The sequence below is a fragment of the Streptococcus sp. Z554 genome, assembly GCF_053010305.1.
The window spans coordinates 57,539-69,657 of the sequence record NZ_JBRKNV010000008.1; the positions used below are offsets into that span (position 1 = coordinate 57,539).

At 39.6% G+C, this 12,119-nt stretch carries 12 protein-coding genes; all 12 read right to left on the reverse strand.

Annotated features, from left to right (window positions below; all coding sequences use genetic code 11):
- Positions 1-130: 130 nt before the first annotated feature.
- On the reverse strand, positions 131-955 hold the full coding sequence (gene nadE, locus ACVC7R_RS07535) for an ammonia-dependent NAD(+) synthetase (protein WP_447264181.1): 825 nt from the start codon (positions 953-955) through the stop codon (positions 131-133).
- Positions 952-2,412, reverse strand: a complete 1,461-nt coding sequence (locus ACVC7R_RS07540) for a nicotinate phosphoribosyltransferase (protein ID WP_447264182.1) — start codon at positions 2,410-2,412, stop codon at positions 952-954. The genes nadE and ACVC7R_RS07540 overlap by 4 nt, the downstream gene beginning before the upstream one ends.
- Before the next feature lie 180 nt (positions 2,413-2,592).
- Positions 2,593-3,189, reverse strand: coding sequence for an HAD family hydrolase (locus tag ACVC7R_RS07545; protein ID WP_447264183.1), 597 nt, complete (start codon positions 3,187-3,189; stop codon positions 2,593-2,595).
- Between the two features lie 51 nt (positions 3,190-3,240).
- Complete coding sequence (locus ACVC7R_RS07550) at positions 3,241-3,651, reverse strand: GNAT family N-acetyltransferase (protein ID WP_447264184.1); 411 nt, start codon at positions 3,649-3,651, stop codon at positions 3,241-3,243.
- Positions 3,652-3,901: 250 nt separating this feature from the next.
- On the reverse strand, positions 3,902-5,275 hold the full coding sequence (locus ACVC7R_RS07555; RefSeq protein WP_447264185.1) for an amino acid permease: 1,374 nt from the start codon (positions 5,273-5,275) through the stop codon (positions 3,902-3,904).
- Positions 5,276-5,356: 81 nt separating this feature from the next.
- Positions 5,357-5,839: a transcription elongation factor GreA gene (gene greA, locus ACVC7R_RS07560; RefSeq protein ID WP_006148148.1), complete on the reverse strand. Its 483-nt coding sequence runs from the start codon at positions 5,837-5,839 to the stop codon at positions 5,357-5,359.
- Positions 5,840-5,913: 74 nt separating this feature from the next.
- Positions 5,914-7,560 carry an endolytic transglycosylase MltG gene (gene mltG, locus ACVC7R_RS07565; protein WP_447264186.1) on the reverse strand — a complete coding sequence of 549 codons (1,647 nt, stop codon included), beginning with the start codon at positions 7,558-7,560 and terminating at the stop codon, positions 5,914-5,916.
- A gap of 82 nt (positions 7,561-7,642) precedes the next feature.
- A complete protein-coding gene (locus ACVC7R_RS07570) occupies positions 7,643-8,137 on the reverse strand; it encodes a GNAT family N-acetyltransferase (RefSeq protein ID WP_447264187.1) in 495 nt (164 codons plus the stop codon).
- The gene (locus ACVC7R_RS07575) at positions 8,134-8,649 is read right to left on the reverse strand and encodes a GNAT family N-acetyltransferase (protein ID WP_447264188.1); all 516 of its coding nucleotides are present in this window, start codon (positions 8,647-8,649) and stop codon (positions 8,134-8,136) included. Before ACVC7R_RS07575 ends, ACVC7R_RS07570 begins: the two co-directional genes overlap by 4 nt.
- Positions 8,650-8,657: 8 nt before the next feature.
- A complete protein-coding gene (murC, locus tag ACVC7R_RS07580) occupies positions 8,658-9,992 on the reverse strand; it encodes a UDP-N-acetylmuramate--L-alanine ligase (RefSeq protein ID WP_447264189.1) in 1,335 nt (444 codons plus the stop codon).
- An 11-nt stretch (positions 9,993-10,003) separates the two neighbouring features.
- Positions 10,004-10,597: a cystathionine gamma-synthase gene (locus tag ACVC7R_RS07585; RefSeq protein WP_447264190.1), complete on the reverse strand. Its 594-nt coding sequence runs from the start codon at positions 10,595-10,597 to the stop codon at positions 10,004-10,006.
- A gap of 46 nt (positions 10,598-10,643) precedes the next feature.
- The coding region (locus ACVC7R_RS07590; RefSeq protein ID WP_447264191.1) for a DEAD/DEAH box helicase at positions 10,644-12,119 on the reverse strand (1,476 nt) is incomplete at its 5' end.

Consider the following 12,119-nt stretch of genomic DNA (forward strand, 5'->3'; position numbering starts at 1 on the left):
TCAAGCTTTTTCAAGCCTAGTCAGCCTTGCGGGGGTGAGACAAGGAAATCGAACTCGAACTCTTCGAGTTACCGGACCTTCCTCGTTTTCCTGTTTCTAGACTCGGGGTAAAAACCTCCACTGGAGGTTTTTACTCCCAGAACGTATCAAATACAGTGATTGGTAGGTGGCGTTTGTGTTGGCCTTTGTGCCACCATTTTTCAATGGTTGCTTGGGCTTCTGGGCTGACTTGCTTACCTTCTAGGTAGTCATCAATCTCTGCATAAGTAACACCGAGTGCAACTTCATCTGCCAATCCTGGTTTCTTTTCTTCTAAATCGGCAATCGGTACTTTTTCATAGAGAGCAGGATCAGCTCCGAGCTCCTTCAATAGTTGTTTTCCTTGGCGTTTATTGAGACGATAAAGTGGGAGAATATCTGCACCACCGTCACCAAACTTGGTAAAGAAACCTGTGACATTCTCAGCAGCATGGTCTGTCCCGATGACAGCTCCACTATGGGCTCCTGCAAGGGCATATTGGGCAATCATACGGCTTCTTGCCTTGATATTTCCTTTATTGAAATCTGTCATTGAACTTCCAGTAGCATCTATAGCCGCTGCCATGGCATCGACAGATTCTTTAATGTTCACTACTAAGCTGACATCTGGCTGAATAAAAGCTAAGGCTTTTTGAGCATCATCTTCATCAGCTTGCACCCCATAAGGCAGGCGAACTGCGATAAATTGATAAGAATCATCACCGGTTTCAGCTCGCATTTCTTCTATAGCTAGTTGGGCAAGGCGACCAGCTAAAGTCGAGTCTTGACCACCAGAAATTCCCAATACATAACTTTTAAGGAAGGGATGTTTCTTCAAATATCTTTTTAGAAAGTCAATGGAACGACGGATTTCTTCTTGAGGGTCGATGACAGGTTTAACCCCTAATTGCTGGATAATGGTCTCTTGCAAACTCATTCTTCTTCTCCTTCGCCCAGGGCTTCCTTACGCATCTTGTCAATCAAGTCCATCTTATCTTGCCAAATATCATGCGCTAAGTCTACTGGATAATGTTGTGGGTTCAGAACACGTTTGTATTCATCCCAAAGCTTATCAAATTCCTTGCGAGCATAGGCCTGAATCTCAGGTAGACTCGGTAAATCATAGACCAGCTTACCGTCCTTAAAGATGTCCACCAAGAGAGGAACGGCATCAAAATTGCGGACAGTTTTCTTGATGTAAGTATAGGTTGGATGGAACATCTTGATTTCTGTCATACTAGCAACATCTACACCATCGTAAGTAATGTAGTCACCTTCTGACTTCCCTTTTTCACGGCTAGTGATACGCCAAACTTGTTTCTTACCTGGAGTTGAAACTTTTTCAGCATTGCTAGAGAGTTTGATAGTATTGCGCATCTGACCATTTTCATCTTCAATGGCAACAACCTTATAAACTGCTCCTAGAGCTGGTTGGTCATAGGCTGTAATGAGCTTAGTTCCTACACCCCAAACATCAATCTTAGCTTTTTGCATCTTGAGGTTAAGGATGGTATTTTCATCAAGGTCATTGGATGCATAAATCTTAGCATCAGTAAATCCTGCCTCGTCCAGTTGTTGACGAACTTTTTTAGAAATATAGGCGATATCACCAGAGTCAATACGAACACCAAGGAAATTAATCTTGTCACCAAGTTCACGCGCAACCTGAATGGCTGCTGGAACACCGATGCGAAGAGTATCGTAGGTATCCACTAGGAAGACACAGTTTTTGTGAGTTGAGGCATAAGCCTTGAAAGCCTGATAGTCATTCCCATAGACTTGAACCAAGGCATGGGCGTGAGTCCCTAAAACCGGAATTCCAAAGAGCTTACCAGCACGGACATTACTGGTTCCATTAGCACCACCAATGACAGCCGCACGTGTCCCCCAGATAGCTGCATCCATCTCTTGCGCACGACGTGTGCCGAACTCCATCAAAGGCTCATCTTCAATGACTGAACGAATACGAGCAGCCTTGGTCGCAATCAAGGTTTGAAAGTTGACGATATTCAAGAGGGCTGTTTCAACCAATTGGCACTGCGCCAAAGGGCCTTCCACTTGAACAATCGGTTCATTGGCAAATACCAAGTCCCCTTCCTGAGCAGAACGTACGGTCAACTCTAGCTTAAGATTACGCAGATATTCCAAAAAGTCTCCATGATAACCCAGTGATTCTAAATAAGCAATATCGCTCTCAGAAAAGCGTAGGTTTTCTAAGTAGTTCACAATTCGTTCCAAACCTGCAAAAACAGCGTAGCCGTTTTTAAACGGTTGTTGGCGGAAATAAACCTCAAAAACTGCTTTCTTGTTATGAATTCCTTGGTCGAAGTAAACCTGCATCATGTTAATCTGATACAAATCTGTGTGCAATGTTAAACTGTCATCTGGGTACATATACTGTCCTTCTTCCTTATTTGTAAAAAGATGAAAATGTTTCTTCTTTTCTCATAAATTAGTACTATTATAACACATTTTAGGAACATTGAGAAAAGAGGAACATTGTGCTATCTTATTTTGTATTTAATTTTTTATAAACAAAAATCTCTACCATTTACATGATAGAGAGTTCTATGTTTATTCAAATCTTTGTAAAATATTTACAACGTCGCTTCTTTGTTTTACTTGATAGGCTTTGATGCCTAAACTTTCTGCCACCTTGGTATTCTCTTCTACATCATCCAGGAAAATACAGTTTGAAGGATCTAGCTCATATTTTTGGAGAATTTCTTCAAACATTTTTGGATCAGGTTTGATGGCCTTAATATCACAAGAAAGGACGAAACCGTCTAAAATCTCTGCTAGGGGTGATAGTTGGTCTTTCAATAGTTCGTAAAAAACAGGTGAGGTATTGGACAAGACAAAAATACGATGCCCCTTTTCCTTTAAACTTGCAAGAAGAGGAAAGACCTCAGTGTAACTATCGATGTAGGCTGGCCAATTCCAAATGACTTCTTCGACCTTTTCCTGATAACAATCCCCTAATAAAGAAAGGACTTTATCGACCAATTCTTCTCGAGTCAAAGTACCTAAGTCCAATCTTTCCCATAAACCCGACTGGAAAATTGCCTTGTCTAAAATTAGATGATCTTTTTCTGTTTTATCCACAGCTTTCAAAATCTTATCCTTGTTCCATTCCAATAGAACATTCCCCATATCTAGTATGATATCCATAGGTTTACCTCCATTATGATGGGCCAATCTCTTCGATCACTCATTTTCCATTTACAGTTCTTTTTGATAATAGTGTCTTTGTCCAGTGTAGGGATAATCTTTTAAGGTAAAGACTTCCTTGTAGCCCTGCTTTTGATAAAAGGCTGGCGCTTGGAACTGATAAGTATTTACAAAAACGTAGCGACAGTTTCTCTTTTTAGCTTCACTTTCTGCTTGCTGCAATAGTTGGGAGCCAATCCCTTGTCCACGTAAGTCTTCTTTTACAAACAAATACTCTATTTCTAGCCAATTTCCAAAAGTCTCTGCTACTAAACCAGCCATGAGTTCACCGCTATCATCTTCGACATAAAGGTTTAGTGGCTCACTTTCAGCTGTTTCTCTTTTGGAACGATTATAGGAGCGAATCAAGTCTCCTATTACTTGCGATTTCTGAGACTCTATATTTTCCAATCTAATCTGCATCTAAATCTCCTCGACTATACTTTATACTCAATGAAAATCAAAGAGCAAACTAGGAAGCTAGCCGCAGGTTGCTCAAAACACCGTTTTGAGGTTGTGGATAGAACTGACGAAGTCAGTAACACATATACGGCAAGGTGAAGCTGACGAGGTTTGAAGAGATTTTCGAAGAGTATTATAGCTTGATTATAGTCCTATTTCCAAGGGCTGTCAAACTAGAAAACCCACCAACAGATGTTGATGAGTTTCTGTTTTATTTTCTAAATTTCCATTGGCTATAAATACCAAAAACAACAATCCAGATAGCTGACCCTTTAGCTCCCATAATAGTTGACTCTTGTAAAAAGAGAGTCCCAAATACAAAGATGAAGAAGAGGATTGTTAAGGGATTTAGCAAGCGATACTGAGGCATCAGATAGCCATCTGCCATAAAGTCTTTAGACTTGCGATACTTGAGATGGGCTACCATGATCAAGATGTAGATGGCAATGTAAACACCAGATGAGGAAGCTGTGATCAAAGCAAAGGCATCCGATACACCAGGAAGTACATTGATGAAGGCCGCAAGACCAATCAATACAGCCGAAGCAATAATAGCATTTTGTGGAACATGGTGGCGAGAAAGTTTATCAGCCTTGATAGCTTTTAAGAAACGATTTGGCGAATCATGAGCAATTTGGTACAAGTGTCGACCTGTTGAGTAAAGGGTTGAATTCAAGGCTGATGCAGCTGAAGTCAAGACAACAAAGTTAATCAAGGCCGCCGCCCATTTTAGACCCACTAGTTCAAAGACTGTTACAAACGGTGAATCTGTTGCAGTAAGCTCACGCCAAGGAATAATAGACATAATGGCCAACAAAGATCCACCGTAGAAAAAGATGATTCGCAAAGGAATTTCCTTAACCGCCTTGGGCAAAACTTTTCTAGGATCCTTGGTTTCAGAAGTTGTAACACCGATAAATTCAATCATCAGGTAAGCAAAGAAAACCATTTGAAAGGCCATGACAAAGTTCATGCCTCCGTTTGGAAAAAGGGAGAATTGTTCACTGATATTGGCAAGGCTTGCTGAACCATAAGGCGTTTCAAAGCCAGTCAAGACTAGAAAAATACCCGTCGCAATCATGGCGAGAATAGCCACAATTTTAATCATGGCAAACCAAAATTCCACTTCACCAAATATTTTAACCGCAATCAGATTGACCAATCCTAAAATGGTTAAAAAGACAAGCTGAATCAACCAAGATGGCCAAGATGGAAACCAAAATTGAACATAGTGAGCAATTGCAGTAATTTCGGCCATTCCGATAAAGACCACTGATAACCAATAGGACCAAACTGAGAAATAGCCCCAGCCTTTCCCAAGATGGCGAGTAATAAAATTGATAAAAGTGTGTTGTTCTGGATCTTGGTACAACATCTCACCGATAGCCCGCATCATAAGATACATAAAACCACCAGTAATCATATAAACCAAAACAATCGAAGGCCCTGTTAAACTAATCGAGCGACCTGCCCCGAGAAATAATCCTGTTCCGATAGTACCGGCGATAGCCATAACCTGAACATGGCGGTTGGTTAGGCCTCGCTCCATTTTACTCTTTTTTTGGTGCTTTTTTTCTGAATTCATCTTGTCTCCTTAAGTTTTTAACATTAAGAAAAGGAGTGATAGGAAACGCTTTCTCTAAATCAACTCCTTCTTTTTAGACTATTAAGCGGTTTTTTCAACCTTTAAAATTTTAACATCATAGCTTCCAGCAGGTGTTTCGATTGTAACAACATCACCTTTTTTCTTACCAATCAATGCTTGACCAATTGGACTTTCATTTGATACTTTACCCGCAAAGGCATCCGCACCAGCTGAACCAACGATGATATATACTTCCTTTTCGTCTTCTCCAACTTCTTGGATTGTTACAGTTTTCCCGATAGCAACTTCATTTTTAGCAACGGCATCGCTGTTAACGATTTCTGCGTAACGAATTTTTGTTTCCAGACTTGAGATTTGTCCCTCAACGAAGGCTTGCTCATCCTTAGCTGCTTCATACTCACTGTTTTCTGACAAATCACCGTATGAACGAGCAATCTTGATACGTTCTACAACTTCTGGACGACGTACTAATTTTAATTCTTCTAATTCTTTTTCGAGTTTTTCCTTTTCTTCTAATGTCATTGGATATGTTTTTTCTACCATTTTTCTCAACTTTCTTTTGATTGAATTAATAAATATATGCTTTAAAGCAAAATTATGTGGAAAACCACATAATTTTAGTTTGTGCTATTTGATTGGTTTAATTTACTATTGATATGCTCTTGAACATTGCGTTCATGCTCTTCCAGAGTTGTTGCATAGTAAACTTTACCATCTTGAACATTGGCCACAAAGTAGAGATACTCACTCTTTGTCTGATTGATACTTGATTCGATAGCATCTAGGCTTGGGCTATCAACCGGTCCAGGCATTAGACCTACTTTTGTATAGACATTGTAAGGTGAATCAATAGATGTATCAATAGCTGCATCATCAGAAAGACTGATGTTTTGACCAAGTTTTCCTTCTGCATAAAGGATAGCGATATTACTTTGAAGTGGCATACCGAGGTTCAAGCGGTTATAGAAAATTCCAGCAATCAGCTTACGATCCTCTGTTTTTGCCCCTTCCTTCTCAACAAGTGATGCAATTGTCAAGAGTTCATTTACGGTTAGGTTCTTTTCCTTAATAGCAGCATAGTGTGAAGAAAGGTTTTTATCCATAGCAGCAAGCATTGAATCAATTAAACTTTCAACTGTCGTGCTTTCTTTAATGGTATAAGTTGCTGGGAAAAGATAGCCTTCTAAACGGTAACGCACGCCACTATCTTTGGCTGGCAAGCTTTCAAGGAGGTTTGGATATTTGGCAACCTCTTGAGCAATAAAGGTCTCATCTTGAACCTTAGCCAGGAATGCTTCAGCTGTCATCGGCTCTTTAAACTCACCTTGAAGTTGGCCTACAGTTTGAGCAATTTGTTCCAAAGTATAGCCTTCAGGAATAGTCAAGTCTGCAAGAGTAACTTCCTGAGGTTCAGGTGTTCCACCCTTTTGCAACTCTTTAATCACGTCTTCAACGCTCATACTCTTTTGCAAGTTATAATAGCCAGACTTCAATCCAGTGTAGTTTTTATACTTGGCATAAAGTGTAAAGACCAAACCATTTTTAATGACACCTGATTTTTCCAAAGTCGAACCAATTTCTTGAGTATTCGCTCCATCTGGAATCTGAACTGACATATATTGTTTAGAACTTGGATCCACAGGTTGCAGCGCTGATTCAGCATAGCGAAGACCAAAGAATCCACCAGCACCAACTAGAATGAGTAATACCAATACTGTCACTAAAAATCCTTTTAAGCGGGATTTTTTCTTTTTCTTGGCTGGTTTCACAGTCTCTTTCCGACTTCTTCTAGGAAGTTCTGCTTCTTCAGTAGCTTCTTGACTTGTCAATTCTTCCTTGTTCGGCGCTAGGTTTACTGCTTTTTTGTCTTCAGAAGCAGTATCAAATGCACGGTAAGAAACTGAAACTCTAGTTGGAATTGAATGTTTTTCTTCTTTTTCCGGCATTGGTTGAGATAGCTCAACAACTTCTTTTTGTATTTCTTCTTGTACTTCTTCTGGAGTCTCCTCTACAAGAATTGGACGCTCAGGAACAGTTGGTGCATTTTCAATCAATTGTTCAATAGCTGCAACTGATTTTGCAATCAACTCTTCTTCCGTAATACTTGGTTCCTTTACTTCTGAAGTTGATTCAGAAGATTTTGCTAAAGTTGAAAAAAGGTCATCCGTTTGTTCAACTTCATTTGCTTCTTTTTTAAGTCGTTCTAAATCTCGCAAAATTTGCTCTTTAAAACTCAACTTTTCTTCATTTGAATTTTCGCTCAAAGGTATTTACCTCCTTGTTGATAATCTTTAATATTATATCTTAAAAATTTGAGAAAAGCAACCTTAGGAGCCTTTCCGCTCACTAATTCTTGTTTTCCCAGACCATATCATACCATTCTTCGCCCGCAAATTGGGATTTTGACTTTCCTTCATTGACAAAACCATGCTTCTCATAGTATTCAATCAGGTAGTCATGGCAAGTTAGATTGATTCCCTCTCGTTCATGCTTTAGAGCTACTTCTTTAAGAGCAGTCAGTAGTTTTCTTCCTAACCCTAGAGATTGAGCTTCTTTAGATATAGACAGACAAGTTACAGAAATATAACCACCTTCCTTATGACTGTGGTCTTTTATTTCCTCAGTGAAAGACTGATCTTGCAAATAACGGTGAGGGACTACTGGTCCTTCAATATAACCGAGTATCTCCCCTTCTTTTTCAGCCACTAAAAAACTAGTCTTAATCTCTTTTAGGTGGGCTTCAAAGACAGAACGAGGGATGGCTTCTTCGATTGAAAAATTTTCTAGTTCAATCTCTAAAATACGGTCTAAATCGCTAAGTCTAGCTTGTCGAATAATCATAGTTCCTCCTTATAAAAGGGATTCTTCCACCACATGAGAAAATCAACTTCATTACTGACCCCCGCGTCTACGATTCCTTGCTCCATAAATTCATTCATCTCAAAATAAGACAGCAATTCATCCTTGCATAGTAGATAAATACCAGGTCTATTTTGTTGAAGAGTAGCTTGTTTCAAGGCTGCTAGCAACAAAGTTCCAAATCCTTGTCCCTGATAATCCGAATGAACAGATAAAGCGTCAATCACAAAATTTCTATCACTGATAGTTTCTCCATTTGCCATGTCATTTATCCAACTACTTAGTGAGGAATTAGCAAAGTCTGTCCCTGAGATATATGCAACCACCTGATTATCAAGACAAGCTAATAGAAACGTATCCGCATGATTGCGGATACGTTCTTCTATCATTTCTCTATTCATTATTTCTCGAGATCCTAGTGTACAATCCGATATCGAGCAGACCTGTTCGATATCGGATTGCATGGCTTCTCGGATTTTAATTGGAAATTCCATCTTGTCCCTTACTGAACATTACTTGTCAAATTTGACAAGAGACGTTCGAATGAGTATTCATAAGATTGAATGTCACCCGCTCCCATAAAGACGTAAACAGCATTGTCATGGTCTAGGAGAGGAGATACATTTTCAACAGTGATGACCTGATGTTTTTTATGAATCTTGGCTGCCAAATCTTCAACTTTCACATCACCATGGTCAACTTCACGAGCAGAACCATAAATCTGTGCTAAGTAAACCGCATCAGCCTGATTCAAAGCTTGTGCAAAATCATCCAATAAGGCGATTGTACGAGTAAAGGTATGCGGTTGAAAAATCGCAACGATTTCCTTGCTTGGATATTTCTGACGGGCAGCATCTAGAGTAGCGATGATTTCTGTTGGATGGTGAGCAAAATCATCGATAATGACAGTATCATTGACAACCTTTTCGGTAAAGCGACGTTTAACCCCTCCAAAAGTATTCAAGTGTTCACGCACCAAATTTAAGTCAAAGCCAGCAGTATAAAGCAAACCAATTACTGCTGTTGCATTCATGATGTTGTGGCGACCGAAGGTTGGAATGTGGAATTGACCTAGCTCTTGTCCACGGAAATGAACTGTAAAGGTTGAACCTGTAGTAGAACGAAGTAAATCACTAGCTACAAAGTCATTGTTGTCTGCTTCAAAACCGTAATAATAGATTGGGGCATTTGCCGTAATCTTACGTAACTCAGCATCTTCACCGTAGACAAACAAACCTTTGGTGATTTGTTTAGCATAATCATTGAAGGCGTTGAAGACATCCTCTAAGCTTGTGAAATAGTCAGGATGGTCAAAGTCGATATTAGTAATAATAGAGTATTCTGGGTGATATGGCATAAAATGACGTTCGTACTCGTCTGATTCGAAGACAAAATACTTGGCATTTTCAGAACCACGACCTGTACCATCTCCAATTAGATAGCTTGTATCAGTGATGTGTGACAAAACGTGAGAAAGCATACCTGTTGTTGAAGTCTTACCGTGTGCTCCGGCAACACCCATGCTGATAAAGTCACGCATAAAGCTACCAAGAAACTCATGATAACGTTTATAGCTTAGTCCGTTCTTATCTGCATAAGCAATTTCAACATTGTTGTCTGGACGAAAGGCATTCCCAGCAATGATTTCTATATCCCCTTGAAGGTTCTTCTCATCAAAAGGCAAAATTTTGATACCTGCTTGCTCCAATCCACGTTGTGTAAAGTAGTATTTCTCTACATCAGATCCTTGCACCTTATGCCCCATTTGGTGCAACATCAAGGCCAAGGCACTCATCCCTGATCCTTTAATTCCGATAAAATGATAGGTTTTTACCATCTTCTTCCCCTTTACTCTGTCATATTTGTCAAGTTCAACTCTTGAGCAATTTTACGTTCTTTTTCTGATTGATTTTCTTTTTTGTTATAAATTTGACTTTTCTTTAAAAAATCATAATTATTTTTCTTTGGTCCAAGATGCTCTTCTTTAGCTGTCTGTTGCATCTGTGGAGCCATTTCAGCCAAAATATAATGGTTCTGAGTTAGTTTGTCACTAAATTTTGCTAGCTCCCCAGGATTTTCCTTTTGGAAAGGAGCTGTTGGCTGATTTGCCTGTCTTACTACATTATTTGAAGGTTTATAACGTTTCGTAAAACTAACATCTTGAGTCAAATATTTTGCTGAACGTTTCCGTTTCAAATCAGCTCTTGCTTCTTCACGAGCAAGTTCAGCATAGGATTTTTCCTTTTTTTCCGGTAGTTTACCTGATGCTTGAATCGGCGACTTTTTTTCTGCATTAATTGGTGACCATTCCAAGTAGTTTTTGTCCTGGTAGTCTCCCTTGATATTGCTAATCAAATCCGACTCATCATATAAGTTCATAAATGGCATCTCTGTCAGCATAATCTCATCATCTGACACTATTGGAAATCTTTCTTGTTTCATTTTTATTCCCTTTCAATACTCCATTATAGCGTAAAGTCTTGATTTTTCAAGTCTTGGCTTCAGAAATTCCTAATATTTCTTGAATTTCAGTAAGTGTGAGACTTCCACGAGACTCTGTACCGTCTAAAACTTCTGAAACTAGATTCTTTTTCTGTTCTTGCAACTCTTGAATCTTCTCTTCGATAGTGCCTCGAGTTACAAGTCGGTATACCTCCACAGCTTGGTCTTGTCCCATACGGTGGGCCCGGCCAATAGCCTGTGATTCAACTGCCGGATTCCACCATAAATCTACCAGAATAACGGTATCTGCACCAGTAAGATTGAGGCCAACCCCTCCAGCCTTGAGAGAGATTAAAAATACATCGCGCTCACCTTGGTTAAAAGCTTTGGTCATTTCTTGACGTTCTTGCGAGGGGGTTGAACCTGTAATCTTAAAGGAGGTTAAGCCAAGCTGAGGCAACTCCTTTTCGATGCGATCAAGCATTCCCCTAAATTGCGAGAAGATGAGTACACGATGATTTCCTTCCTCAATTTGGCTCAGTAAACCACGCAAACTATCAAGCTTCCCGCTATCCCCCTTATAATCGTCCATGAATAAGGCCGGAGTATCACAAATCTGACGAAGACGCATGAGACCCGTTAAAATTTCTACACGATTTCGTTGAAATTCTGACTCAGTCACTTGACCCAAGCGTTCTTGCATCTGTTGCAATTGAGCTAGATAAATTGCCTTTTGCTCATCCTCCAGTTCATTTTTATAAACCACTTCAATCAAATCAGGTAACTCAGTAAGGACATCCCCTTTTTTCCGACGCATGACAAATGGTTTAATAAACTGAGCAACTCTATCGGCTGGTAATTTCATAAAGTCTTTTTTAGCTGGTAGAAGGCCTGGCAAGACAATTTGAAAGATAGACCATAATTCCCCTAGATTATTTTCAATCGGTGTTCCAGAGAGAGCAAAAACTGATGGAACCACAAACTTTCTCAAAATCTTAGCAATTTTGGTTTGGGCATTTTTCATCACTTGGGCTTCATCTAAAAATAGAAAGTCAAAAGACAGTTGCTTGTATAGGTCACTATCCTGACGGAAAGTGGCATAACTAGTCAGGTAAATCTGATGATTTTCTGCTAAAACAGCCTCGCGATAGGGTTTCAATCCATGTACAACAGCTACATCTATATCCGGTGCAAATTTTTCAAATTCATCAGCCCAGTTATAAATCAAACCAGATGGAGCAAGAATTAAGACTCGGCTATCGTCTTTAAGCTGGCTACTTAGAAAAGCGATGGCTTGCAAGGTCTTGCCAAGCCCCATATCATCTGCTAAAACTCCACCAAATCCATAATGGTGAAGCATTTGAAGCCATTGAATTCCCTTTTTCTGATAGTCTCTGAGTTCTGCTTTGATATTCAGAGGTTTCATTGGAAAATCTTCTGGATGCGTCAAATCATGGGCCAAATGTCGGAATTCTTCAGTAAATGTAACTTGATCCTGATCCTTAAATAGATAAGAAAGAGT

What these genes read in the sequence shown, in the direction of transcription:
- ACVC7R_RS07555 (WP_447264185.1), bottom strand. Translation starts at nt 5,275, where the DNA reads ATGAATTCAGAAAAAAAGCACCAAAAAAAGAGTAAAATGGAGCGAGGC.
- ACVC7R_RS07545 (WP_447264183.1), bottom strand. Translation starts at nt 3,189, where the DNA reads ATGGATATCATACTAGATATGGGGAATGTTCTATTGGAATGGAACAAG.
- ACVC7R_RS07575 (WP_447264188.1), bottom strand. Translation starts at nt 8,649, where the DNA reads ATGGAATTTCCAATTAAAATCCGAGAAGCCATGCAATCCGATATCGAA.
- ACVC7R_RS07585 (WP_447264190.1), bottom strand. Translation starts at nt 10,597, where the DNA reads ATGAAACAAGAAAGATTTCCAATAGTGTCAGATGATGAGATTATGCTG.
- nadE (WP_447264181.1), bottom strand. Translation starts at nt 955, where the DNA reads ATGAGTTTGCAAGAGACCATTATCCAGCAATTAGGGGTTAAACCTGTC.
- ACVC7R_RS07540 (WP_447264182.1), bottom strand. Translation starts at nt 2,412, where the DNA reads ATGTACCCAGATGACAGTTTAACATTGCACACAGATTTGTATCAGATT.
- murC (WP_447264189.1), bottom strand. Translation starts at nt 9,992, where the DNA reads ATGGTAAAAACCTATCATTTTATCGGAATTAAAGGATCAGGGATGAGT.
- greA (WP_006148148.1), bottom strand. Translation starts at nt 5,839, where the DNA reads ATGGTAGAAAAAACATATCCAATGACATTAGAAGAAAAGGAAAAACTC.
- ACVC7R_RS07570 (WP_447264187.1), bottom strand. Translation starts at nt 8,137, where the DNA reads ATGATTATTCGACAAGCTAGACTTAGCGATTTAGACCGTATTTTAGAG.
- ACVC7R_RS07550 (WP_447264184.1), bottom strand. Translation starts at nt 3,651, where the DNA reads ATGCAGATTAGATTGGAAAATATAGAGTCTCAGAAATCGCAAGTAATA.